The 24,745-nt window shown below is 39.7% G+C and carries 20 protein-coding genes; 3 read left to right on the top strand and 17 right to left on the bottom strand.

The window, feature by feature from the left end:
- Positions 1-11: 11 nt before the first annotated feature.
- Positions 12-329: a winged helix-turn-helix transcriptional regulator gene (locus ACTJIV_RS13840; protein ID WP_111953480.1), complete on the top strand. Its 318-nt coding sequence runs from the start codon at positions 12-14 to the stop codon at positions 327-329.
- On the opposite strand, the gene bioA is transcribed toward ACTJIV_RS13840, so the two are convergent.
- The 5 genes from bioA to ACTJIV_RS13815 all read right to left on the bottom strand — a co-directional run bounded on the left by bioA (position 283) and on the right by ACTJIV_RS13815 (position 5,088).
- Positions 283-1,605 (bottom strand): adenosylmethionine--8-amino-7-oxononanoate transaminase, encoded by a 1,323-nt coding sequence (gene bioA / locus ACTJIV_RS13835; protein WP_440628155.1) that lies wholly within the window; start codon positions 1,603-1,605, stop codon positions 283-285. The genes ACTJIV_RS13840 and bioA overlap by 47 nt on opposite strands.
- 113 nt (positions 1,606-1,718) lie before the next feature.
- Positions 1,719-2,705 carry a biotin synthase BioB gene (gene bioB, locus ACTJIV_RS13830; RefSeq protein ID WP_440628153.1) on the bottom strand — a complete coding sequence of 329 codons (987 nt, stop codon included), beginning with the start codon at positions 2,703-2,705 and terminating at the stop codon, positions 1,719-1,721.
- 2 nt (positions 2,706-2,707) lie between these two features.
- Positions 2,708-3,322, bottom strand: coding sequence for a dethiobiotin synthase (bioD, locus tag ACTJIV_RS13825; protein WP_440628151.1), 615 nt, complete (start codon positions 3,320-3,322; stop codon positions 2,708-2,710).
- Between the two features lie 49 nt (positions 3,323-3,371).
- The gene (locus ACTJIV_RS13820; RefSeq protein WP_440628149.1) at positions 3,372-4,472 is read right to left on the bottom strand and encodes an aminotransferase class I/II-fold pyridoxal phosphate-dependent enzyme; all 1,101 of its coding nucleotides are present in this window, start codon (positions 4,470-4,472) and stop codon (positions 3,372-3,374) included.
- Positions 4,465-5,088 carry a hypothetical protein gene (locus ACTJIV_RS13815; protein ID WP_440628147.1) on the bottom strand — a complete coding sequence of 208 codons (624 nt, stop codon included), beginning with the start codon at positions 5,086-5,088 and terminating at the stop codon, positions 4,465-4,467. The genes ACTJIV_RS13820 and ACTJIV_RS13815 overlap by 8 nt, the downstream gene beginning before the upstream one ends.
- Before the next feature lie 65 nt (positions 5,089-5,153).
- On the opposite strand from ACTJIV_RS13815, the gene ACTJIV_RS13810 reads away from it, so the two are divergent.
- Entirely contained in the window at positions 5,154-6,641 is a 1,488-nt protein-coding gene (locus tag ACTJIV_RS13810) for a PLP-dependent aminotransferase family protein (RefSeq protein WP_440628145.1), read from the top strand.
- 573 nt (positions 6,642-7,214) lie between these two features.
- On the opposite strand, the gene ACTJIV_RS13805 is transcribed toward ACTJIV_RS13810, so the two are convergent.
- From ACTJIV_RS13805 to ACTJIV_RS13765, 9 genes are read right to left on the bottom strand one after another with little or no spacing between them, the layout of a single operon-like run.
- Positions 7,215-8,399, bottom strand: coding sequence for a PepSY-associated TM helix domain-containing protein (locus ACTJIV_RS13805; RefSeq protein ID WP_440628143.1), 1,185 nt, complete (start codon positions 8,397-8,399; stop codon positions 7,215-7,217).
- 1 nt (position 8,400) lies between these two features.
- A complete protein-coding gene (locus ACTJIV_RS13800; protein WP_440628141.1) occupies positions 8,401-10,839 on the bottom strand; it encodes a TonB-dependent siderophore receptor in 2,439 nt (812 codons plus the stop codon).
- Positions 10,826-12,214, bottom strand: a complete 1,389-nt coding sequence (locus tag ACTJIV_RS13795; protein WP_440628139.1) for an AMP-binding protein — start codon at positions 12,212-12,214, stop codon at positions 10,826-10,828. Before ACTJIV_RS13795 ends, ACTJIV_RS13800 begins: the two co-directional genes overlap by 14 nt.
- Before the next feature lie 4 nt (positions 12,215-12,218).
- Positions 12,219-12,464, bottom strand: a complete 246-nt coding sequence (locus ACTJIV_RS13790; protein ID WP_062646915.1) for an acyl carrier protein — start codon at positions 12,462-12,464, stop codon at positions 12,219-12,221.
- Between the two features lies 1 nt (position 12,465).
- Entirely contained in the window at positions 12,466-13,869 is a 1,404-nt protein-coding gene (locus ACTJIV_RS13785; RefSeq protein ID WP_440628137.1) for an MATE family efflux transporter, read from the bottom strand.
- Positions 13,866-15,680 carry an IucA/IucC family protein gene (locus ACTJIV_RS13780; protein ID WP_440628135.1) on the bottom strand — a complete coding sequence of 605 codons (1,815 nt, stop codon included), beginning with the start codon at positions 15,678-15,680 and terminating at the stop codon, positions 13,866-13,868. The genes ACTJIV_RS13785 and ACTJIV_RS13780 overlap by 4 nt, the downstream gene beginning before the upstream one ends.
- A gap of 7 nt (positions 15,681-15,687) precedes the next feature.
- Positions 15,688-17,004, bottom strand: a complete 1,317-nt coding sequence (locus ACTJIV_RS13775; protein WP_440628133.1) for a lysine N(6)-hydroxylase/L-ornithine N(5)-oxygenase family protein — start codon at positions 17,002-17,004, stop codon at positions 15,688-15,690.
- Positions 16,997-19,423, bottom strand: a complete 2,427-nt coding sequence (locus ACTJIV_RS13770) for a GNAT family N-acetyltransferase (protein WP_440628131.1) — start codon at positions 19,421-19,423, stop codon at positions 16,997-16,999. Before ACTJIV_RS13770 ends, ACTJIV_RS13775 begins: the two co-directional genes overlap by 8 nt.
- Positions 19,395-20,921 carry a pyridoxal phosphate-dependent decarboxylase family protein gene (locus ACTJIV_RS13765; RefSeq protein ID WP_440628129.1) on the bottom strand — a complete coding sequence of 509 codons (1,527 nt, stop codon included), beginning with the start codon at positions 20,919-20,921 and terminating at the stop codon, positions 19,395-19,397. The genes ACTJIV_RS13770 and ACTJIV_RS13765 overlap by 29 nt, the downstream gene beginning before the upstream one ends.
- A 217-nt stretch (positions 20,922-21,138) precedes the next feature.
- Here ACTJIV_RS13765 and ACTJIV_RS13760 point away from each other — a divergent pair, with 217 nt between their 5' ends.
- Positions 21,139-22,236: a TauD/TfdA family dioxygenase gene (locus tag ACTJIV_RS13760; protein WP_440628127.1), complete on the top strand. Its 1,098-nt coding sequence runs from the start codon at positions 21,139-21,141 to the stop codon at positions 22,234-22,236.
- A gap of 304 nt (positions 22,237-22,540) precedes the next feature.
- On the opposite strand, the gene ACTJIV_RS13755 is transcribed toward ACTJIV_RS13760, so the two are convergent.
- The 3 genes from ACTJIV_RS13755 to ACTJIV_RS13745 form a co-directional block, all read right to left on the bottom strand.
- Positions 22,541-23,353: an alpha/beta hydrolase gene (locus ACTJIV_RS13755; protein ID WP_440628125.1), complete on the bottom strand. Its 813-nt coding sequence runs from the start codon at positions 23,351-23,353 to the stop codon at positions 22,541-22,543.
- A gap of 286 nt (positions 23,354-23,639) precedes the next feature.
- Complete coding sequence (locus ACTJIV_RS13750; RefSeq protein ID WP_223559472.1) at positions 23,640-24,209, bottom strand: Crp/Fnr family transcriptional regulator; 570 nt, start codon at positions 24,207-24,209, stop codon at positions 23,640-23,642.
- A 13-nt stretch (positions 24,210-24,222) separates the two neighbouring features.
- Positions 24,223-24,744: an N-acetyltransferase family protein gene (locus tag ACTJIV_RS13745; RefSeq protein ID WP_440628123.1), complete on the bottom strand. Its 522-nt coding sequence runs from the start codon at positions 24,742-24,744 to the stop codon at positions 24,223-24,225.
- Between the last annotated feature and the right edge of the window lies 1 nt (position 24,745).

Genomic DNA, 24,745 nt, shown 5'->3' with positions numbered 1-24,745 from the left:
AAAAGTTACCGATGAATTTTGAAGAATTTAAAAACTGCGGGCTTAGACGAAGCCTTGATATTCTTTCCGGAAAATGGAAACCGCTGATCCTTCTGAATCTTTTTGAGGAAGATCAGGTACGGTTTATAGAATTGTGGCGTAAAATGCCGAGGGTTTCAAAGAAAGTGCTTTCTGAACAGCTGAAACAGATGGAGGAAAATCATATCATTCAACGGATTGAAGTCTATAATTTTCCTCCTGAAGTCTATTATAAGGTGACTGATAAAGCCCGGAAATTAGGTCCTATTCTTGATCAGCTGCATGCATGGGGTAATGATCTTGATTCTTAAAAGTATTCAATACCTCCAAAATATTCCGGTAAATAAAATCAAGTTCTTCTGATGTGATGCAATACGGTGGAACCAGATACATAACATTCCCCAGCGGACGCATAATGATCCCGCGCTTGAGAAATTCATCATAGAGAACCTTTCCAATCTGGTTAAAATAAGAAGTATGTTGATCTGTTTTATACTCAAAAGCCAGAATGGTTCCGGTCTGACGTACATTTTCAACATGTGAATGCTTTGAAAGAATTTTAGAAAAATCGGAATGTTGGTTGTTGATACGATCAATGGCTGCTAATGTTTCTTCCTGCAATAAAAGCTCTATGCTGGCCAGAGCCGCAGTACACGCTAAAGGATTAGCCGTAAAAGAATGTCCGTGAAACAACGTTTTGTATTTGTCATCAGATAAAAAGGCATTAAAAATTTCCTGCGAACAGGTGGTAATTCCCATAGGCATTGTTCCTCCGGTGAGGCCTTTTGAGAAACACATAATATCCGGCACTTCCGTCAGGTGATTGGCCGCAAACAGTTTTCCGGTTCTCCCGAAACCTGTGAATACTTCGTCCTGGATCATCAGAATTTTTTTGCTTCTGCAGAATTTCATCAGTTCATCCAGATGTTTGGCCTCATACATCAGCATTCCTGCTGCGCCCTGTACCAATGGTTCATAGATAAAACAGGCTGTTTCTTCTGCCAGATCTTTAATCTGAATCTTTAAACTTTCCAGATTTTCTGCGTTAGGTATATCGATAAAGATCACCTCAAAGAGCATACTTCCGAAAGGCTTTGTCCAGACACTTCTCCCGCTCACAGACATCGCCCCGAATGTATCGCCGTGATAAGCATTTTTAAAAGCCAGAATCTTCGTTTTTTCTTTCCCTGAATTATAAGCATACTGAATACACATCTTCAGCGCTGCTTCCACTGCCGTTGAACCATTATCCGAATAAAAAACTTTGTTCTGATTCTCAGGCAGCAATTTTAATAAATTTTCTGATAACTGAACAGCCGGTTCATGTGTAAAGCCTGCAAAAATAACCTGTTCCAGAGTATTCAGCTGCTGAAAAACACGTTCTGCAATATAAGGATGAGCATGACCGTGCAAAGTCACCCACCACGATGAAACCGCATCAATATATTTTTTTCCTTCCTCATCATATAAATAGACGCCTTTTCCTTGTACTATAGGCACTGCATCTCCTGCTGTTTTCATCTGCGTGTAGGGATGCCAGTTGACGGCTTTATCTCTTGACTGTAGAGATTGTATTGATGTATTCATTTTTTTTAATTAAAAGTTAGAAATTAGAGGTTAGAAGTTAGTGGAGATGATCGTTCCATAAGCCAATTGTAGCTTTATAACCTGTAACTGGTACCCCTTCATCCCGAAACTCATTAACAACAACTATTCTCCTTCATCTTCATCGGCTTCAAGCCCAGTTTTTCCAGCATCTGCATGTCTTCGGAAACTCCCGGATTAGGGGTTACCAATAAAGTTTCTCTTTCTCCTGTGAAGATGGAATTGGCTCCGGCCATAAAGCACCACGCTTGCTCTGTTTCATTCATTTCAATACGTCCGGCGCTTAATCTCACCATGGAGGAAGGCATGACAATCCTGGCGGTAGCGATCATTCTGACCATTTCCCAGGTATCTACTTTTTCGTTGTCTTCAAGCGGCGTTCCTGCTACTCTTGCTAAGGCGTTGATGGGAACTGATTCCGGATGTTTTGACATGGTGGCTAAGGTTAAAAGCATTGAAATTCTGTCTCTGTGCGTTTCTCCAAGTCCTATAATTCCTCCTGAACATACCGTTATTCCTGCTTTTCTTACATTATTGATGGTATTGATTCTGTTATCAAAGGTTCTGGTTGAGATAATTTCTTCGTAATACTGTTCAGAAGTATCGAGATTGTGATTGTAAGCATATAAACCTGCTTCCTGAAGACGAATGGCCTGCTCTTCGGTAAGCATTCCTAACGTACAGCACACTTCCAGTCCAAGCTCATTTACGCCTTTTACCATATCGATTACCCTGTCGAAATCTCTGTTGTTACGAACTTCACGCCATGCTGCAGCCATACAGAAACGGGAAGAGCCACTGTCTTTTGCTTTTTGAGCGTGGGCAATCACGGTTTCTGTCGGAAGCAATGCCTGCACTTTGATATTGGTATGGTAACGGGCAGCCTGACCACAATAGGAGCAGTCTTCGGGACATCCTCCCGTTTTAATGGATAATAAGGTAGAGATCTGTACTTCTGAGGGATCATGCCATTCACGGTGTACTGTTGATGCTTTATAGATCAGCTCCAGCAAAGGCTGGTGATAAATTTCTTCTATTTCTTCTTTTGTCCAGTTGTTTCTGATGGTTGTTTTTTTATCCATTATCATAAATTTGTTTTTGTTAATTGTTCTGCGGCAGCTTTAATGCTGACTTTAGTTGGCTGGTCGATTTCAGGAATGTAGATAGTTCTGGTTTCTCTTTTCATAAAGTTACAGATCACTCTTTCGGTATCTGGAGGGAAATTTCCATTGAAAATCAAGTATTTCAGCTTAAGTTTTCTTTGTTTTAAGGCCATGATGGAAAGTAAGCTGTGGTTAATGCATCCTAAATAATTTCTGACGACTAACGCTACAGGAAGATTAAGTTTTTCAATAAGGTCTATCATAAAAATCTCATCCGAAAGCGGGACCATAAGCCCTCCGGCTCCTTCTATGATTAGTTTGTTATCTGTTTTGGGAAGCTGAAACTGATCTAAACTGATTTCTATATTTTCTTCCCTGGCAGACTGATGTGGTGATGCAGCCAGCTGAAGACGGTAAGTTTCCGGATGGCAGACAGTATTCTCTGTCCATGATTCTATTTTATGGCTGTCCGTATAGTCGAGATCCCCGGATTGCACAGGTTTCCAGTAATCTGCTTTAAAATATTGTGTTAAAACAGCGGAGCATACTGTTTTTCCTACTTCGGTGCCGATTCCGGTGATAAATATTTGATTCATTTGATGTTACAGGTTGAAAGATTCGGGGTTTGGTGTTTATTGATTCGTCTTAAATAAATTCTTTAATAATTCTCGTGAGTTCTACAACTTCTTCTTCTGTATTAAAGCTGTGGAGGCATATTCTGAGTCTTTCGGTTCCTGCTTTTACAGTGGGACTGTAGACGGCGTAGGTTAAGAAATTATTATCAGATAGTGTTTTCTGTAAACTTCTCGATTGTTGATTATCCGGCATCAATACGGCCTGTATCGGGCTCAATTCTGAAGATGGGGTTTTAATATTTTGATTCCTGAAAGTTTCAATATTCTTTTGAAGTCTTTCTGACAGTTCTGGTTTTTGCTTTAAGAATTCATAGCCTGTTTGAATAGCCATCCATAAAAAATCCTGAGCAGCAGTGGTATAGATAAAAGGAGATGCAAAATTCACTAAATAGGATTTTATGGTTTCATCACACAAAATAGCGGCACCATGTGCTCCTAAAGCTTTTCCATAAGTCATTACGGCGGCAAAAACATCATTCTGTAACTGATTCTTCTCAATCAGGCCATATCCGAAAACACCAAAAGCATGGGCTTCATCTACAATCAGTGCTGCATTATATTTTTTGGCTAATGCTGCAATTTCCTGAAGGGGTGCAAGATCCCCATCCATCGAATAAAGACTTTCTATGGCAATATAACAGGTTCCGAGCTGTTTTTTCAGTATGTTTTCCAAATCTGCCAGGTCATTATGCCGGAATTTTAGTTTTTTAGCATGAGACATTCTGCAGGCATCATGAACTGAACGGTGAATCTGCTCATCTACAATAATCGTGTTATGACGGTCCGGCAGCGTAGAAAATAAGGCCAGATTTGCATTGTAACCGGAAGAAAAAAGAAGAGCTGCTGGGTATTGATGCTGTTCAGCAATGTATTTTTCTGTTTCATCAACAATATTGCTGTTTCCGCTGATCAGTCTTGAACCGGAACTTCCTGAAAGAAGCTTGGGATTTTCCTGAACATTCCGAAGCAACTGTAATTGAAGTTCTTCATTTCCCGCTAAGCCAAGATAATCATTGGAATAAAAATCAATCCCATTAAGTTTTGGCTTTAACGTTCTTAATATTCCTGCTTCCTTTCTTTTATCGAGGGCGTCCTGAAATTTTTTAAGCATAGTCTAATTGAGAAACTTCTTCAGCTATAGCATTAATCCACTCATCATGCAGTTCTTTTTCTATCGTCAGGATATTTTCTGCATGTTGTTTCCAATCTGCGGAGAATTCATTTAATTGATTGATCATTTCCTCAAGATGCCCTTCTTCTTCCAGAATAATAGATTTCACCATAATCCTCGAAGATTCCTTGGTCAGAATATCCTGGTAAACCGGATAGAGCTCATCTGCACGAACTTCAATGGCATAAGTCACAAAAAGATAAGCTGCATATTTCAACTCTTCCTTATTCAGGGCAAATACGGTCTGAAGATACCTGCAAGCCTTTACATCCAGAGAATGAAGATACTGTCGGGTGGCAACTGGGGCCAGAAGTTCGTCTGCTTCATAGGTTTTACATAATTCGGGATCTATTTTGCTGATCTGTTTTTTTAGATAATAAGCATGACGGTGCTCTTCGGCAGCATGTTTCAGCTGAATGAGCGTGACAGAAACCGGATGCTCACACTTAGAGATCTTTCTGGCACCGGCATTTTCCATGAACGAAAGCGTGTTCAGCCATTTGGCATGAGTTCCGTCATCCTGTACAATTCTTTCAAGCAGTTGTTGAAATTCCATAGATTTTTATTTTGAACCAAAATTAGTATATTGCCGGACCATTAAAAGGTGCCAGTTTTAATATTATGGATAGTCCGGTTAAGATTCCTTATCAAAGTTTTATAGAAATTGACAGAAATTCGGAGACTTCAATCTATATGCAGATTACAAATCAGCTTATTAATGCTATTCAGAGAGGTTTTCTGCCATACGGCACCAAGTTGCCCGGAACCAGAGCCTTCAGTAAAGTGTTGGAAATCCACAGGAATACCGCCGTTGCTGTTTATGATGAATTGTCAGCACAGGGCTGGGTTGAAAGTCTTCCGAACAAGGGAACGTTCATTATCGGGGAAAATCAGGAAAAACCGGTAAAGGTTAAGGATTTTGAAAAAAACAACCTTCAGAATTATCCTGAAACCACAGGTTTTGCATTTAAAACTTCGAATATTTTAGATAATCCTTTTGAACATTCGGATTGCGAATATGTTTTCAACGACGGCGTTCCGGATATCAGACTGACTCAGATCGGGCAGCATTCGAGGTTTTACAGCTCTATTCTTAAACGGAAATCCAATCAGAAAATGCTGGGCCACTACAATCATGACGGAAGTGAATTTTTTAAGGAACATCTGTCGCATTATCTTAATCTTTCCCGCGGACTGCCTATTTCAAAGAACAATCTTCTCATTACCCGAAGCACGGAAATGAGTATCTATATCGTTTCCGAAATTCTTCTTTCTGCAGGAGATACTGTATTGGTAGGTGCTTTGAGCTATTTTTCCGTGAATATGATTTTCCAGAAAGCAGGTGTGAATATTGTATCACTCCCGATAGATGAAGAAGGAATTATCGTTGAACACGTTCGGGAAGCCTGTAAAAAGCAGAAAATCCGGATGCTTTATCTTACGCCGCACCACCACTATCCTACTACTGTCGCTTTAAGTGCACAGAGAAGGCTTGAACTCCTTGAGCTTGCCCATGAGTATGGTTTTATTATTCTTGAAGATGATTACGATTATGAATTTCATTATGACAAAAGCCCCATTCTTCCGCTGGCAAGTGCAGATACTAAGGGAATGGTTATTTATATCGGATCATTCGGAAAATCATTGGCTCCGGGATTCAGGACTGGGTTTATTGTTGCTCCGGAAAATCTGATGGCTGAAATGAGGAAATATCTCGGAATCATAGACCGTCAGGGTGATATCTTAATGGAAAGAGCTTTGGGCGAAATGATTGAAGAAGGAGAAATACACCGGTATCTTAAAAAGTCTTTAAAGGTTTATCAGGAAAGACGGAATCACTTTGCAGAGCTTCTTAAGGAAAATTTAGATGAATTGATACAGTTTCAAAAGCCTTCGGGAGGTCTTGCTTTCTGGCTGGAATGGAATATTCCTGTCAACCTGATGCAGCTAAGCCGGAATTGTGCGCAGAATAATTTGTTTATTCCTAAAACACTGCTTTATCAGACGAAAGATATTACGGCAATGAGACTGGGGTTTGGAAATCTTAACTTTGAGGAAATGGAGAAGAGTATTGACATCCTTTCTGATCATGCGAGGAAATTATTGTAAAAATGATTTGTTTTTTTTGAATTAACCACGGATGACACGAATTTTCACAGATGTTTGCGTTCTACTAAGCCGTATGTAAACAAAAAATATCAACCACAAAGATCACAAAAGCTTCTTGAAACACTTAAGTTTATTTAAAGTTTAAAAGCTTATCGCAAAAAAGTACACTTAAGTTTTTGTGAAAATCTCTGATTTTCTTTATCATAACAGGAAGATCCGCCTGATCTTTTTAGTCTGCGAGAGATAATATTTTAAACCATTAAGGATTATTAAGCTTTTAAGAATATTAAGTTTTAGTTTCGCTTCAAGGCGTACAACTTAAAAAAATCAATGATTTTTTCTTAACTCACCTTACTCTCTTCATTTATCTTAATGTTTAAAAAAGTTTAGGACGAGAATCAGCGACCATATTAATGTTTGGAGGAAATTGATTTTAAATAACAGTGTAAAATTAACCACAGATGACACGGATTTGCACAGATGTTTGCGTTGTATGCGGCTGTGAAATAAGGGGATTTTGAAATAAAAAAAGTGTAACACCCGGGTTACACTTATCTAATTTTTGTTGTTTTTTTAATTGGAGGGAGTCAATATCTTCACTTTCTTTTTCTTGGATTTCTTCTTTTTTCTGTTCAAATAGATAATGAATCCTGTGATGGGAAGTGAAGCCGCGATCATTCCTGCAAATAGATATAAAATCCTGCCAGTCACTCCAAAGATGCTTCCTGTATGAAGGTCATAATTTCTTTCTCTTAATGCGGTTCCATTGCCGATGTTTTTGTCTTTGTAGGATTGATGCTTCAGGATTTTTCCTGAGTATTGATCAAAATTGAACTGCTCATTCTGGTATTGTTTATTCCCATACGTTACTTCAGCATAATAAGTCCCTTCTTCTGTTTTCGGAAAGCTGATGAGTGCAGATTTCTTATCCGCCAGGCTCTGTTCTACCCTGTTTCCAACAATATTTAAAATATTTTTCTTGTCTGAATATTCTTCGGTAGGAATGGTACTTTTAGCTTTCTGTTCGGTTTTCGCCTTTCCATTCAGTGTTTTTTTGACCCATTGATCAACGTCTTCAAAATTCCATATCAATGCTGCATAGGAAATAAGACATAAAGGAATAACGGCATAAAATCCCAGGACATTGTGCGTATCATAATTGATTCTTTTCCATTTAGCAGACGTTTTAATGAAAAACATTCCTTTCAAAGCCTTCTTATTCATTTTACGGGGAAACCAGATTACCAGTCCTGAAAAAAGCATGATTGCCAATATCAGCGTAGAATATCCGGTAATGGTCTTCCCAATTTTTTCACCCAATAAAAGTCTGCGGTGAAGGTCCATCACAATTTCAAAAAAATCATTTTTGGCATTTTCCACCTCAAGAACTTTTCCGGTGTAAGGATCTATATAAACCCTGTAATAATAAATATATGAACCCCAATAAGTCAAAGCTTCCTTATTCATTTTCAGGGAGCGGAACGCATAGCTTCTGGATGGATCTGAGGATATTTCTACCCTGTTTACCTTAAGACTGTCCGGAAGTGCCTGTTCAGCTTTTAGTTTAAGATCGGAAAACTGCAGCTTTTCTTTTTTTATGGTTTTGACGAAATATTTTTCCGGGTGTAGGGCATGTTTCAGCTCTTTTTCAAAAGCGAGAATACATCCGGTAACTGCCATTATCACAACTATAAGCCCAGACGTTAGTCCGAGCCATAGATGTAATTGATATGCTGTCTTTCTTAGTATAGAATTCATATTAAAACTTAAGAGTAACCTCCGCTACAAAGTTACGGGGCATTTGGGCTACTATAACACCCTGCCCTGCGAAATACTGTGCATTTCCTAAATTATTCATTTTAAATCCTAATCTGTATCTTTCTTTTTCAAGAGATACGGAAGCGTTCACTAAAGTATAAGCCGGGAATGTAAACTGTCCGGTAGTTGCATTGTCTACAGTAACCTGCTCACCCACGCGGTTTACTCCAAAACCTAATCCGAGACCTGAAAGTCCTTTGATTGGCAATATGTAGCTTACCCATGAATTGAATACATTAGCCGGACCTGAAGACGACGGACGGCGGCCATCTACATTGGCAGCAGCTTTTACAAACTTACTGTCGTTATAAGAATATCCTGCCATAATGTTCAGCCCCTGAATTGGATTAAGGATGGTTTCAATTTCGATCCCTTTACTTCTCTGTTCTCCGTCCTGAATGGTCACATTATAGTTTGTTCCGTCGCGATTCACAACATCTGCCCGTAACATATTGTCAACCAGAATATCATAATATCCTACCGTGAAATTCACTCTGTTTCTCCAAAGATTTCCTTTGAATCCCACTTCCCACTGATTGGATCTCTGCGGTTTGAAATCTCCACTATAGTCTGCAAGCGGTTGCGCAACCGGAGCTAAATTACTGAAACCATTCATATAGTTAGCATACGCAGATAGACGGTCTTTAAAGATCTGATAGGATAAACCAAATTTTGGAGACAACGCATTCTGATTAAATGTCCCCGTATTTACATTTTTGATCAAATCCAGCTGTCCATTGCTTTCATAATGGTCAAAACGTAAACTTAGCAAAGTAACCAAACGATCTGTAATGTATACCGCATCGGAAATATAAGCTCCATAAATATTGCTTGATGTTGTATTTCTTACTAAAGGTGCTGTAGAAGTCTGAATTTTTTGTAACGCTAAATCTCTGGTGATATTTCCATATAATCCTGTTACCGGCGGCGCTATCGGTGCTGTAGGATTTTTAGGATCAATATAATCAAATACAACAATGGGAGAAAGGTTATTGTTCAAAGACTGGTTTAAATAATCTAATCCTACAAGAACTTTATTTTTGATTTTTCCTATTTTAAATTCCCCGTTAAAGTTCTGCTGAACGCTGGTAGATGCTCCTTCGCCATTCTGCCACTGTACATTACGCTCCAGAAGGTTATCTGTAGCTCCTCTCATGAACTGATACTGATACAATCCTTCCGTTTTCCTGTAATTTCTTGAGATCAAAGTCTGGGAACTCCACTGATCTGAAATTTTGTAATTCACCTCAGCTTTTACATTGATGGAAGGCGCTTTTAAACTCATATCGTTATTGGAATAAGACTTTTTCCAGTCATATCCAAGCTCATCCGGAGTGGTTGCGATGAATGGCCGGGTTCTCGGTAAAAAGACAATCGGTGTATTCGTTCCTTCATAGGTGTAAATCTGGGCTCCCAGGTTAAACTTTAACCGGTCATTCACCTGGTAGCTGAATGTAGGCGCCACAAACATGGATTTTCTGAACTCTGAATCTCTGAATCCGTTCTGATACTGATACGCTGCATTCACACGGAATAAAGTCTTCCTTGAATCTGTGATTGGACCGTATACATCAGCTGTCACACGGTTCAGATTATAACTTCCCAAAAGATAAGAAGCTTCTCCGCCGAAATAATCTTTAGGCTTTTTCGTTACGACATTAATCAATCCTCCAAAAGAATTGACTGCGCCTCCGTATAAAGTTCCGGAAGGCCCTTTGATCACGTCGATACGCTCAATATCCGCCGGATCAATTTCTGAATTGGTGGTCGCAGGAACACCATCTACCATAGAAACTCTCGTAGGAAAACCTCTTAAATTGTAGTAGAAACTTCCGTCTCCCGCTCTACCCGCACTTCCCTGCATTTTTACAATACCCGGAACGTTTTTTAAAGCGTCGGACATATCATACACCAACTGCTCTTTCAGAATCTGCTGGTTGATGCTGGTATACATTTGAGGGTTTTCAATGTTTTTCAAAGGCATTTTAGAGATCGAAGTACTGTCTCTGTCCAGAAATTTATTTCTACTGAAGGCATATACTGTAATTCCTTCAATCACATTATTTTCTGTCTCAGGATAAATCACCGGAATTTCAAAGACATCTTTTTCAATACGGATCTGCTCACGCATCAATTCAATATCATTTAAAACCACCTGAAGCGTATACTCTCCCGGTGGCACATTATCAAAATAGTATTCTCCTAAACTGTTGGTCTTAGCCTGATACGGCGTATTGACTAATCTTAAAAGCGCATTCTTCACGGGCACTTTTTCAGACAACATAATCTTTCCGTTGACACGTTCATTCTGCTGGGCAGAAACAAATAATGGAAGACCGACAAGAAATAAAAGTATTATAGGGGTTTTAAATATTTTCATGCTGTAAGTTTTGTAACAGAGGATAATTGATTTTGCCGTTTTGTGATAATGGAAATGATTCTATGTGTTCGGTGCGTACGTACTGCGGATTGATGCGCAGTTTATTCTTAATAATTTCCTTAATGATCTGAGGATCTATTTCTTTGTTGTCATACAGAACAATGATTTTTTTATCATTGCCGTTCAGACAGACCACTGTATTCCCTTCCAGTTCATTCTTAAGGATAAATTCTACCTCATCCAGGTTGAGACGGATCCCGAAAAGCTTCATGATGCGTTTGATTCTTCCTGTGATGTAGTACAGTCCGTTCTTCCCTCTTCTGCCTGTATCTCCTGTATGAAGAAGTTTAGGCTGTTCGTAGATAGAAAGGTCTTCAAGCTTGTTGGCATAACCTCCGCTGATGCTTGAATGTAAAAATAGGAGTTCATCTGTTTCTTCATCAATCTGGAAGCTTCCTCCGTGTACAGGAGTGCCAATAGATGTTTCCTCTTCAAGAAGTCCGTCTGTAGTAAGATAAGCCATTCTTCCGCCTGCTTCGGTTTGTCCGTACTGAGCAAAGAACTGCTTTTCAAATTCAAGGCAGTAATTGAAGATGGTTTTCCTCAACTCAGCGTTGATCACCCCTCCCGTATGGGTCATGTATCTCAGGCTGGTGCTGTCTTTTCTGAAGAATCCGATTCTATTCAGGTTTTCGTACAGATAAGGAACGCCTCCCAGCGTACTGTAACCGTACTCTTCCATTTCATCCCAGAAGGCTTTCTGCATAATGTCTTTGTCCGTACAGACTATTCTTCCCGCCCGCATACAGTTGGTGGTAAAAATAGAAAAACCGTACACAAAATTAATCGGTACGTTGAGCGGAACTACATCAGATTCCAGGATAGGCATATATTGAAGGATGCTCACAGCGTTCTGATAAAGGTTTTCATCGGAAAGCTTCACCAATTTTGGAACTCCGGTGGTTCCGGAAGTACTCAGCAGGATCTTGATCTCGGGATGAATAACCACTTCAGGTTTGTAATCTTTTTTAGCAAAGATCTTCACCGTTTCCGAGAATTTCTTCAGTTCATATCCCTGAACCTCATCTCTGGAGGGGTCAAAGATATATTTCGGACGGTATTCAGCTTCCAGACGGTCTTTAAATTCCGGATGCAGTTTCTGTCCCAAAACAGCAATGGCATGCGTGGTTCCATAGAAATTGAGGAGTACTTCAATACTGGGCACCTGATTGTCATTGTACAAAAAGATCAATCCTTTCTCTACAGGATTGAGGCCTAAAGAACGGTACAGTGTTCTAACCGGCGTGGAAGCACCGGTGGAAGCATCTGTAAACAACAAGTTCTTGTTGGCAATTACATTTTCTAAAATTTTCATATACTTAGTTTTCTACGAGTACATCGTATTTTTTCATTTTTTCGCGGATCTTTCCGACAGTTCCCATTTCAAGGATGTCGTTGAAGTCAAACTTGACACGGTAGAACTGCTCCAAAGCTTCTACAATAAGCAGATGCGACATGGAGTCCCACTCAGGAATTTCCTGATACGTCAGGTTTTCGTCTACCAATTCTTTTTTCACAGCGATTGCTGATGCGATAATTTCATAAAATTCGTCTGTTGTGTGCATTTTAAATTTTTATAGTTTTCCATTTACCATTTTTGAATATCATGAGGAACAAGACAGCCAGTATTATTTCCGAAGAAACAATAGCTGTAAATATTCCCTTCAGCTCCCACTGAAGTCTTACCCCAAGCAGGTAAGCTAAAGGAAGCTGAATCACATAGAACATGATCATGTACAGCAGGGTCACCTGCATAATATTGCCAGCCGCGTTAAGCGCACGGCTGATCACCATTGTAAAACCTAATAAGAGATAAGCCATAGACACCACATGGATATACTGTACAGCGTATCTGGCTACCTCAGCTTCCTTGGTGAAGAAGGTCACCACATATTCCGCAGCGAACTGCCAGAATATAGCGACGGCTATCAAATAGGTCATATTGATTCCTCCGGCTCTCCATACCGTTTTCTCAGCGCGGTCCGGGTTTCCGGCCCCTAGATTCTGTCCTGTAAGAACACCCGCAGCATTTCCTATTCCCCAGGCAGGCATCGTCGCCACAGAAGCAATTCTCTGCGCAATAATGTATCCTGCAAGAGCAGTAGTGCCGAAGGTGGCGATGATCTTAACCATGATCAGCCAGCTGGAAGCAGGAATAATATACTGAACCAGTCCGCCAAAAGTAATTTTCAGAATTTTCTTAATTAAAGGCAGGTCAAAATGAAACCTGACCAGAATATTCACACTGGTTTTGCGTGTAAGAAGAATAAAGAACTGATATAAAACCGCCAGTAACCGGGATAATATAGTAGCATAAGCCAGTCCCATTAATCCGTAAGCGGGAATAAAACCAAGTCCGAAAACAAGAATTACGGCAAAAACCATACTGGAGATATGACAAAGCCACAGGGACTTCATCGCCAGATCGGCATCACCCGCTCCTCTGAAAAGACCATTGATAGACAGACGCAGAATCACCAGACCGATACTCAGAAACACCAGCTTGGAAAAAGGAAGTCCGTTATCTACCATCCCTGTATTGAATCCAAGGAAACTGATGATTTCACCCGCAAAAAGGAATGACAGACCGCCAATCAGTAATGCAAAAGCAGCAGCCAGCAATATGATGTAGTGTGCAGTCCGGCTCATACCTTCCTGGTCTTTTTCTCCGGCTCTCCTGGCCGTAAGTGTTGCAGCAGCGATACCCAAACCAATGGCAATTGCATTGGCAAAATTGATGTAGTTATCTGCAATTCCCACCAGCCCAAGGACCTTGTCTCCTAATCTTGCAATAATTAAAAGATTGATACTGACAAAAACAGATTCCATCACGAGCTCCATCACCATAGGAATGGCAAGACTGAAGATAGAACGGTTGATACTCCCCGAGGTAAGTTCTACTTTTTTTCCCGCTAAAGCTCCGTACGCAAATACAGAGCCTTCTTTTACAAGATGCAGAAACTTTCTCATACCGTCGCTACAGAGTTTTTATTCGCAATCTGATACAAAGGATTCGGCAGTGCACCGTCTTTCTTTGGAATAGCAAATGCTTTATTTTCACTGTAGCCATTGTTTTTCAAACGCAGACTGTTGATGTAGAACCTTTTGAATGTAGGAACATACAGATCATATTTTTCATAACGCTCATTCGGATGAGGATTATGGTTTTTGTAGTTCTCTATACAATCGTGAACAAGCGTCCAGAAGGTCTCTTCCTGAAAATTGGAATGGGTATGCAGAACATTGGATAAATACCTGAAGAACGCATCAAAAACACCCAAAAGAATAGACAGCGGAACATTTTCCTTGTTGGAAGACTGGATGAGTCCGTCTGCCAGATGATCAGGAAGTTTCTCCCTTGCTTCTGTGGTCAGGACAATATCATCTACAAAATCTTTGATCACAATTCTCTGTGGCACTCCGTTTTTTAATACCACCATGATGTTTTCTCCGTGAGGTGTTACACAAAGAGAATGGGTGTAATAAATGTGAAGTAACGGCGTAAGATAAGCATCCAGATAATCTGTAATCCACTGCTGAATACTGATTCCTGCCTGCTCTGCAAAAGCCTGTACCAATGGAACTCCATTCTGATCTACAAAAAGCAGGGAAGCCATAGTAAACATTTCTTCGTCTTCCTGTAAATAGTTGGAAGCACTTTCGCGCCATAAAGCTCCAAGAAATTCGTTATACTGATAAGGAACACTGGCAATGGCACTGTATTGAGGATGCAGATAAGCAATAGAAGCTTCTTCTCCTAAGAATATGGTTCCTTTTGTTTCAAGATAAGTATCGCCTTTGATCAATCCTTTTACCCAGTCTGTAATGGATGGGGCAATTTTCATCTGCTTAGGCGACAGCCCTCTGATATTTCCTGTGCTTAAAATAGAAACAGCAGTTTTCAGGTATCTTTTTTCAGGATGATCTGTATTGAATAAAGTTCTGATGCTCTGTTGCGGACTGTAGATATCATTTCCTTCTCCTAACAGAATTAAAATACCGGATGCGATATCACCCGCAAAATGAATCTTTAGTTTATGTTCCCACTGCCATGGATGCACGGGAATTAAATTATAATCCTCAGGAGACTTTCCGGAATCAATCAGTTTTTGTTGAAACACCTGATACAATTCGTCTCCAATTTCAGAACGGTAAAATTTTTCCTGATCTATGTGCTCCAGCGACTGGAACGCTGATCTGTCCTTATGAGCAGCCAGCCACAACACTTTTAAATTCTCTCCTGCTTCCGGAGCAAATGTTTCAAGATCGGTAGGAGAAAATCCTAATCTGCTTTTATTGACGATCACCCAAGGATGGCCTGTCATCTGATGTTCTACCGTTTGGTAATTACTGGAAGCGAGCTCTTTTGAAGACATAACGCCTCTCGATAAAATTAATGCGTCACAGTATAACGTATGCAGCAATTCTTCGGTATATCTCGCCAGCGTATTGGCATCCAGATCGAATACGGTCTGCATTTCAAGGAAGAACTGGGGAATATTCAGCGCTGAGGTGGGTACGCCATTCTCTATTTTCACGATACTTTGCGTATCAATGTGCCAGTAATCCATCATCCTTTCCTGTCCGCGGAAAATGTATTCTATAGTTTCGATCCCTGTTTCCAGTTTGAAGACCGTAAATCCTTCTTCATCCTGTGAAACGGCAACAGGTTTCAGCCGTTCTTCATGCATTAATTCTGCAATCGTCTTGGCCATAAGGTCTCTATTGGCCTGGAACCAGATTTCCTGGCTGATTGTATTATTTTTTAAGTTGGTGTTCATTGTTCTGTTATATTTTGACAGTTGATGCAGCAGCGTGTTTCTCTACATCAAAATCCTGGAAAGCAATTTTCTTTTCGATTTTATAATGTTCTCTTCCCAAAATGTCATTGATGATATAGGAATTACGGTACGCCGCCATTCCAAGATCCGTAGAAATGTAGCTATGGGTGTGTACTTCTGCGTGAAGCACATAGATTTCCCCGCCGTTATGATCTATGGAATAATTCCTGTTAACCGCAAATAATCCTGTGGAATCTCTTTTAATTCTGGACTGAATATTTTTTAAGAAAGCCGGTTCATGATAACGGTATCCTGTTCCTACTACCAGATAGTCAGCTTCCTGTTCGTAAGGAACCTCTTGTTCTAATTGTGTGAACTCAAGAGTCAAATGCTCCGGATTGCTGTTATCTACTCTATCCAACTGGCTGTTTGGAATGATGGTGAGTTTTGGATCAGCATTATCAATATTCAGGTCGTAAATGAAATCATAGATCTGGTTGATGAGGTCGTAATTGATTCCTTTAAACTGAGCCTGTTGCTTGCTTAATATTGATTTTCTTGCCGCTTCATCCCTGCTGTAGAAATAATCCACATAATCAGGAGAAGTCAGTTCCAGCGTCAGCTTTGAATACTCCATCGGAAAGAAGCGATCTGGACGTGAATACCAGCCCAATTGGGTATTTTCATCACGGCTTTGCAATAAATCATAAAAAACCTCAGCAGCGCTCTGTCCTGAACCGATCACGGCAATTTTTTTACCCTGAGCTAAAAGTTCCTCTTTGCGGTACAGATAAGAGCTTGTATGAAGAATACGGGAATCCTCTTTCGGAATAAACGAAGGAATGTGAGGCTGTGTGCCTGTTCCCAGGATCAGTCTTTCTGTTCTGAAAACCTCTGTCTCCTTGGTTTTGGTATGAATGGTTGTGATTAAATACAGCCCGTCTTCATACACAATATCAACCACCTGTGTTGAAAAACGGCACTGTGGAAGCTGGCTCACCACCCATTGGCAGTAACGGTTGTATTCTTTACGCGGAATGAAAAAATCTTCCCTGATAAAGAATTTATACAGTCTGTTTGTTTCTTTCAGATAGTTCAGAAGGCTTAAAGGATTCGTAGGATCTGCCATGGATACACAGTCGCATAGAAAAGGCGTCTGTAGTGTTACGTGGTCGATCATCAATCCCGGATGCCAGTCGAAACCGTCTCTCTGGTCAAGGAAAAGTGTTTTTAATTCAGAAATCGGATTGGATAAAGCGGCAAGCCCTAAATTAAAAGGACCAATACCTATTCCGATCACGTTATATATCGTGTTGCTATTCATGTTCAGTGATTTTTACGGTGAATTCTACATCTTTGTTTTGCGGGAATTTTTCCCAGTACCATTCTCTGTAGCAGAAATTAAGGTTGGCTTTTTTATGAGGCATTTCAATGACTTTATCTACTTTGAACCCGACATGTGCCTTGTTCATCATAGAAGCCAGAGAATCTACCGAGCCTTCGCCTACCATTTTTCCAACCTCAGGCTGGGCAAATACATAATCTACCATAGACTGTGTGGAAGGAGAAACGTATTTCTTCTTCGGATCTGTAGGTGCGATAAATTGGTGGGTTCCGTAATCGGTAGGCAGTACATCGTAGTAATCGCCTACAATATCTCTGCATGGCCAATATACTTCGATATTACATGTAGGTTCGCCATTGCTCATCACGATGTAGCTGTGTGCTTCATCACCCGGCAGCATTAAACGGTAATAGGTTTCCAGCTCGTCAATCGGCCAGTTCATCTGCCAGATTTTGATCGCATGTTCACGGTTAAACCACTCATGAAGCATTTCAAGGTCAAGATCAAGATCAACAGGTCTCATCGTAACCGTGACATCATCTTTCTGGAAATAACGCTTGAAGAAAGCTTCTTTTCCTTTCGGATGGATCAGCTGATCTGAGAAATAATGATAATGAAGAAGATTCGGAACTTTGGCGTAAGAAATGGCTGCTGCACTGGTGATTCCATCGATTTCATTAGCTACCGCCTTAAAATTGGTCTTAGTTCCCCAATGACGGTTTTCAAGTGCATAGCGGGTAAAATCAGAAGGCATTTCCTGATGAACCTGTTCAAATTCGTTATGCAGGATATTGATCAGAGTTCTCTCTTTCACCCATCCTGTCTTTCCTAAGGAAGCGATAAGTGCTGAAAGATTGCTCACCAGAACATGGTAAGAGATAATGTCTAAAAGTCGTTCATCCCTGATAAAAAGATCTTCAATTTCAGGATACGTTTTGGAAAGCTCCGCATACTGTTCTCTTGCGCTTTCTCTTAATAAATATCCCTGTGCATCTCTTACAAAAAGAGTCGTCGGAAGCAACTGATCATCCAGTTGGATTAAAAGATTCTGTTGGTGTGCTTCAGGAGCCATGCCGTATTGGCTGTATAAATGGTTTAAAGGAGCAATCAGCAGATGAATATATTTTGCAAACCAAATGGTCACCGATTCTTCCGGACTTGTTCCCAGTTTCTCAGAAACATCTGTAAAGAACTTTTGAATAAAATTCTGTCCGTCTGCAGGTTCGTCCTGACATAATCTTGCTAAAAGAAGGATTTTATCTTCCGGCTGGAAAGGATTTTCGCGGATTAGAAGATTAAGGCTTTCAATATTTTTATCACGATGATAAACGCCTAATGTTACAGGCTCCAAAAGCAGTTTAAACTGGCTAAAATCCTTTTCAAATGCTGCGCCTGCATGTTTTCTCCATAAAGCCGATGCATAGCCTCTTTTTAGATCTTTCTCCGTATTGATCCTTATCGATCCTGTTAAAAGAACATTTAAAGAAAACTTAGGCATCCACGGAATATGAGGACTGTACATACTTCTGATGGAAGAGGTTGAATAAAATTCTTCCCCAAAAGCTCCGATATGGATCAGAGTACGGTCTTTGATCATTTCCGCCCCTTCTTCGATAGATAAAAGATAAGTAGCTTCCCAAGGATGACACGGAACCGTATAAAAATCAGAAAGTTTTTCACCTTCGTTAAGGTATTTTGCTTCAAGATCTTCCGGTAATGAAACGATACTCTTCAGAAATTCGCTGTAAGGCTGCTCCAAAACCGACTGCTCCTGAACACAGCTTTTGTGCACCAGGAAATACTCCAGCTGAATGCCTTTATTGAATTCCGGACCATACAGAAGCTGCTCTTCTCTGGAGAATCCCATTCTCGCTTTTGTAAAAGGGTGAAGATTATGTCCTACAGGAAGCTGTTGTTCAGATTCCAGGAAAGAATACGTTAGAGCATCTTGATCCTGTAAACCTTCCTCCATGATCATTTCCAGATTTCTTAAGCTGCTGTGAATTCTTTTCGTAAATAATTCAAGACCTTTTTCACTGAACTGCTCAGAAAGTTCGCAGTATACCAGTTCGGTAAGCTGATCAACATCCGGTTCAAAAACCTTCTGATTTTTATGATCAACCACCCATAAAGGCAATCCATAGTTGTGGAAAGCACTTTCAGAACGGTAAGAAACCGGAGCGAATAAAAAGATGTCGCTTTTCTTTAATTCAAATCTTATATGAAGCGGATAGGTACTGTTTTCCAGTGCCTGAGCCGTAAGGATATCGTATTTCGGAACTCCCTGATAGAACTTTCCGTTTCCAAGCTCACGAAGCATTCCGTTCAGCAGGATTCTGATCGTGATTTCCTGTGCTTTTTCCATAAGCTTAGTTTGCTGTATCAAAGTCTTCTCCATGCGATTGTATTGTATTTAAAATTTGGTGAACATCTTCTGTTGTCGTAATCGGGTTCAGGAAAGTAAACTTCAGGTAGAAATTTCCATCTACTTTGGTACTTGCCACCAGAATTTCCCCGCTGTAGAAAAGTTTCATTTTGATATGCTGGTTCAAAGCATTCAGGTCTTCAATATCAGGTCTTACATAACGGAAAACCAGAACGCTTAAATCCGTATCGGAAAGCAGTTCGAAATGAGGATTTTCAGTGATCATTGATGCTACATCTTTGGTAAGGTCTATCACCGTGTCTGTATATTCTGCAAGCTGTTCTTTGCCCATCATTCTTAAGGTAAACCACAGTTTCAGCGCATCGAATCTACGGGTACTCTGGATGATGGATTTGTTGATTTGTGCAGGAATTTCCTCTTCATCCATTTCCACAGGATTCAGATAGTCTGCATGGTGTTTCAGGATTCTTAATTCCCTTTTGTTTTTAACGATGAATGCACTGCTGCTGATGGGCTGGAAGAAAGATTTATGATAATCGATTGTCACAGAATCCGCTCTTTCGATGCCGTTCAGAAGATGACGGTACTTTTCGCTTAATAATAAAGCACATCCGTAAGCCGCGTCTACGTGCATCCAGATGTTGTACTGCTCAGCAATATTGGCGATATCTTCCAGAGGATCTACGTTTCCGAAGTCTGTGGTTCCGGCCGTTGCTACAATTCCGATAGGAATATTTCCCATCTGCTCTTCTCTCTTAATGTATTTCTTCAGTAAACCGATGTCCATACAGAATCTTTCATCTGTAGGCACTTTAACAATACATTTTTCGCCTAATCCCATGATAGAGGCGTTCTTTAAGTTGCTGAAATGAGATTTATCGGAAACAAAAATTCTGAAATGTCCGGCCTCCTGTGGAAGACCATCCAGTTTAATATTATGGTTGTATCTCTTCTGGGAAAAGCAGTCACGCATCATCACAAGTCCCATTAAGTTACTTTGTGATCCGCCTGCCGTGAAAACGCCGTCGCTGGTTTCTGCATTGTATCCTAACTGCTCTGCGGTCCAGTCGATCAGCTTTCTTTCCATGAAGGTTCCTCCGGCACTCTGGTCGTAAGTATCCTGTGAAGAATTGATGGCACTGACAAGGATTTCTCCTGCCAAAGCGGGAATTACGACGGGACAATTAAGGTGTGCCACATATTGTGGGAGATGAAAAGCAGTCGCGTGCTTTACATATATAGTATCTACCTCTTCAAGTAGCTCCTGATACGAAGACAGTTTTTGATTAAGGTCTATCTGCTGTACCATGCCTTTCATTTCTTTGGCTTCTATTCCGCTGAATGGTTTGTCGGTTCTGTGAAGAAAAGTTCCTACAAGGTCTAAAGTTTCTTCGACAGCGGAACGATAATGATCGTAATTATCAGAATGAAAAATATTTCCAAAATTCCCCGAAATGTGAGGTAAGTAGGCGCCCAGGATCTCTCCGGCGGGCATTTGATTGTTATTCATATACGTATTTGTAAGGTGATTTTTAAAATCAATAAGTTGTGTAAAAGTGTATAGCATATAGATGTATATGCTTGATAGTCAAGTTTTTATTTTTTACATTTTTTTTACTTTTTATTTGGTGGTTGATAAATTATTCATAAATTTGAACCGGTTATTGTTATTTAGAATAATTAAAAACAAATATAGAAATTATATTCACACACCAAATATTTTTTTAATGAATTCGCTAGAAATTTTAGATAACGACAGTATTACTGCGGTAAAACTGCTTCCGAGAGTCATTGAGATCACCTCTCAGGAAAGAAGAATGATACAAGATGCAGCGGTGCATCTTCAGAGAAAATATGACAGCTATGAAAACAGAGATTTCATTACCCATGTTCATCAGCTGGCCTCTTATTTTTTACCGGAAAGAATTCTGCATATAGCGGCTGATTTCGCCAGCGACTTTTCAAAAGATCAGTACGGAGCGCTTGTGTTTAGAGGATTAATGGACATTGATCAAGAAAGTATAGGAAATACTCCCCCGAACTGGCAGTCTGCGGATTATTCTAAATTCAATATCTATGGTTTTGCCTGTGCTTTGATCCATGGAGCACTTCCGTCGAAGCCCGTACAATATTATTCGCAGCGTAAAGGTGGCGGATTAATGCATGCGATCATTCCGGATGAAAAAATGAGAGAAACGCAGACCGGATCGGGATCTGCAACAGATCTTTATGTACATACCGAAGATGCTTTCCTGAAACATCAGGCAGACTTTTTAAGCTTTATGTATATCCGTAATGAAGAGCAGGTACCTTCTACCCTATATTCTATCCGTTCGCATGAATCTATCGGAGAAAAATTCAGGCCTCTTTTTGAACGGATGTATAAAATTCCAAAAGATGCCAATCTGGAAACAGCTGCAGAGGAAGAAGAAGCATTAGAAGCTGTTCTGTATGGTAATCACGAGCTGCCTTTCATGCGGTTCGATGCAGCAGAACAGCTGTTTAATCCAAGCATTAAACAAAGTGATGAGGCCCATCATCATCTGACAGAATTCTGGGAAGAGGCAAGAGATCTGATCTATTCAGGGTTTACGCCACAGGCCGGAGATGTGATATTGGTGAATAACCATTTATGTGCCCACGGGAGATCTGCCTTCAGAGCCGGGGTAAGAAATGTTGATGGTGTAGAGCACGAATGTCAGAGAAGAATTATGCTCCGGATGATGAGTAAAGTGAGCCTGATGGAAATGAGAGCGCATACGCTTACAGAAGATCCGTTCTTTGTAATTGAAGAACATTTGGGTAAAAATTTCGAAAACATTTAAAATGTTCTATTAGATATTTATTTGATAATAATTATGATGGATCCTTTTAAGCTTTGTGCTTAAAAGGATTTTTTTAGCTGAATACTTTTTTAAACCTGAATAAATATTTAAACCATTAAGGGCATTTAAGTTTTTAAGATGATTAAGGTGAGCTTCGCTTTTAAAAGTTTAAAGATTTGAGCCCTGTTAACCATGTCAAGGTTTAAAACCTTGACATGGTTAGGAGATGTTGATTTCAACTTCAAATAAATTAGCATAGACAATTATAACAAAACCAGATACATCAATTTATATAAAGCTAATTTTATAGCTTAAAAAATCGATCAAATAAAGTCAACTGCTCAGATAAAGATCTGCTCCAGTATTTAGGATCATGGATTCCTAAGGACTCTATATAAAGATGTTGAATCTTAAGGTCTGTGAGTTTTTTATGAAATTTTCTGTTCATTTCAATCATTTGTGTGTCTTCCGTACCACAATCGAAAATGTACTGCTGTTCTGCTGTAGCCATAGTCTTCACTTTATTGTCTGTAAGAAATTTAGGATTTAATGATATTGCAGATCCTAATACTTTATCTACCTGATAATGAGTATACCCTTCCCCGAATGAATTGAAGTCCAAAGCACCACAAGAACTTCCCACAATGCCAAATGTATGATTGTATGCAGTCCCAATATTCACAGCACCATAACCTCCCATGCTCCAACCCAGGATACCACGGGTTTTTTTATCATTTTTCACCGGATAGTTTTTATTGACAAAATCTACAAGTTCCTGCCCAATAAAAGTCTGGTACTGGGAATCTTTAACCAACGGACTGTCTACATACCACGAATTATAATTTCCATCCGGCAGTACATAAATCGTCTTATATTCCTGTGCTTTCTGAACCAGATCCGGAATGTCCTGTTTGATTGTCCGTTCAGGATTCCCACTGTAACCGTGAAGAATATAAACCGATGGATAGGTTGCTCCCTGCTGCACATCCGGTGTGATGATAATCGTTTTAACGGTCTTATTCATTTTGGCACTGAAAACCTCTTGATGAGTGACTTTCTGTGCGGAAAGCTGTGCAGATACCGTCAATACACAGACGATGCTTACTAAATTTTTCATAGGATAGAATTTAATTGATGAACTGGTACATCTGAAATCAATTGAAGCGGTCTTATTTTAAAATGAAATTTTATTGCTTTCACTTTTTTTGACGCAAAGATTTACTACTATGATGATTATTTAAGTGAGCTAAGAGAGAATCAATTAGCATTGATTCTATGAAGCGGACTCATCATCTTTTTTTTCTCTTTCTCTTGTTCTTATTTAGACGTTCAATTGTTCTTATTTATAGGACAAAGATGGGGCTCAGAAAATAAAAAAGCCTCAACATATGTTGAAGCTTTTGTCAGTTTATTTCTTTTTTTATGCGGCTCAGCTGAGTGGGTGTAATCCCCAGATAAGAAGCAATATGATGCTGTTTCAGTCTATCATGAAGCGGTTTGTTCTCCAGAAGCTGTAAATAACGCTGTTTGGCTGTTTCATGCTTTAAAGAGATCTCCAGCGGCTCTTTTTTTACTACCCAGTTTTTTTCCAGATAATGGATGTGAAATAATGCCAGGTCGTGGTATTGATTGATGAGTTCTCTGAAAGCTTTTGCCGGATATTTTATCACTGAACAGTCTTCTAAAGCAATGATATTAAAGTCGCTGGGCTTATCTTTGATAATAGCTGCCGTAGAAGCTACAAAACTTTTTTCTTCAAAGAAAATCTTATACACAGAATCTCCCTGCTCGTCTACAGTATAATATCCTACCAATCCTGATTTTATAAAATAATAGTATCTGGCGGCAGAGCCAGCTTCCTGGAGAAGGTCATTTTTGTGATATGTTTCCTCCTTACAGATATTCATCAGGGCTTTCACCGTTTCTTCTGACAGCGGATAATAACTATTAATCTGTTCTAAAAGGTCTTTCAAAGCTGATAATAATTTAATCTAAAATTTTCTTCATCATTAAATCAGTCTGGTCTTCATCACCCAGCCTGAATGTGTGGCTTCCGAATTCCTCAAAACCATTTTTCCTGTAAAATTGAAGGGCTCTCAGGTTTTTCTCCCAAACTCCTAACCATAGATAACTTTTGTTCAGGTTTTGAGCAGTTTCCAGAGCCTGGTCATAAAGCAATTGGCCTACTTTCTGTCCATGATGGCTTTTTTTGACATAAATACGCTCTATTTCCAAAGAAGTATCGTCTTGTAGCTCAGTTTGCGCAGCACCAGAGTTTAATTTAAGGTACCCAACAGGATTATCCTCTTCCCAGGCTATAAAGAAATAGGAATCAGGATTATTTAATTCCGACTTTACTTTTTCCGTACTGAAACTTTCTTCGAGATATGTTTTCATTGCTTCCTCAGTATTATTTTCTGCAAAGGTTTCTGAAAAAGTCTGTCTGCCTATATTTTGAATGGTTTCAAGGTCTTGTATTCCTGCTTTATGAATGATTATTGATGGCATA

The organism is Chryseobacterium sp. 22532 (assembly GCF_052044665.1).
GTDB lineage: Bacteria > Bacteroidota > Bacteroidia > Flavobacteriales > Weeksellaceae > Chryseobacterium > Chryseobacterium lathyri.
The sequence above is the reverse complement of the archived record's forward strand: the minus strand, read 5'-3'. Positions and strand labels throughout refer to the sequence as shown.

What these genes read in the sequence shown, in the direction of transcription:
- ACTJIV_RS13840 (WP_111953480.1), top strand. Translation starts at nt 12, where the DNA reads ATGAATTTTGAAGAATTTAAAAACTGCGGGCTTAGACGAAGCCTTGAT.
- bioA (WP_440628155.1), bottom strand. Translation starts at nt 1,605, where the DNA reads ATGAATACATCAATACAATCTCTACAGTCAAGAGATAAAGCCGTCAAC.
- bioB (WP_440628153.1), bottom strand. Translation starts at nt 2,705, where the DNA reads ATGGATAAAAAAACAACCATCAGAAACAACTGGACAAAAGAAGAAATA.
- bioD (WP_440628151.1), bottom strand. Translation starts at nt 3,322, where the DNA reads ATGAATCAAATATTTATCACCGGAATCGGCACCGAAGTAGGAAAAACA.
- ACTJIV_RS13820 (WP_440628149.1), bottom strand. Translation starts at nt 4,472, where the DNA reads ATGCTTAAAAAATTTCAGGACGCCCTCGATAAAAGAAAGGAAGCAGGA.
- ACTJIV_RS13815 (WP_440628147.1), bottom strand. Translation starts at nt 5,088, where the DNA reads ATGGAATTTCAACAACTGCTTGAAAGAATTGTACAGGATGACGGAACT.
- ACTJIV_RS13810 (WP_440628145.1), top strand. Translation starts at nt 5,154, where the DNA reads ATGGATAGTCCGGTTAAGATTCCTTATCAAAGTTTTATAGAAATTGAC.
- ACTJIV_RS13805 (WP_440628143.1), bottom strand. Translation starts at nt 8,399, where the DNA reads ATGAATTCTATACTAAGAAAGACAGCATATCAATTACATCTATGGCTC.
- ACTJIV_RS13800 (WP_440628141.1), bottom strand. Translation starts at nt 10,839, where the DNA reads ATGAAAATATTTAAAACCCCTATAATACTTTTATTTCTTGTCGGTCTT.
- ACTJIV_RS13795 (WP_440628139.1), bottom strand. Translation starts at nt 12,214, where the DNA reads ATGAAAATTTTAGAAAATGTAATTGCCAACAAGAACTTGTTGTTTACA.
- ACTJIV_RS13790 (WP_062646915.1), bottom strand. Translation starts at nt 12,464, where the DNA reads ATGCACACAACAGACGAATTTTATGAAATTATCGCATCAGCAATCGCT.
- ACTJIV_RS13785 (WP_440628137.1), bottom strand. Translation starts at nt 13,869, where the DNA reads ATGAGAAAGTTTCTGCATCTTGTAAAAGAAGGCTCTGTATTTGCGTAC.
- ACTJIV_RS13780 (WP_440628135.1), bottom strand. Translation starts at nt 15,680, where the DNA reads ATGAACACCAACTTAAAAAATAATACAATCAGCCAGGAAATCTGGTTC.
- ACTJIV_RS13775 (WP_440628133.1), bottom strand. Translation starts at nt 17,004, where the DNA reads ATGAATAGCAACACGATATATAACGTGATCGGAATAGGTATTGGTCCT.
- ACTJIV_RS13770 (WP_440628131.1), bottom strand. Translation starts at nt 19,423, where the DNA reads ATGGAGAAGACTTTGATACAGCAAACTAAGCTTATGGAAAAAGCACAG.
- ACTJIV_RS13765 (WP_440628129.1), bottom strand. Translation starts at nt 20,921, where the DNA reads ATGAATAACAATCAAATGCCCGCCGGAGAGATCCTGGGCGCCTACTTA.
- ACTJIV_RS13760 (WP_440628127.1), top strand. Translation starts at nt 21,139, where the DNA reads ATGAATTCGCTAGAAATTTTAGATAACGACAGTATTACTGCGGTAAAA.
- ACTJIV_RS13755 (WP_440628125.1), bottom strand. Translation starts at nt 23,353, where the DNA reads ATGAAAAATTTAGTAAGCATCGTCTGTGTATTGACGGTATCTGCACAG.
- ACTJIV_RS13745 (WP_440628123.1), bottom strand. Translation starts at nt 24,744, where the DNA reads ATGCCATCAATAATCATTCATAAAGCAGGAATACAAGACCTTGAAACC.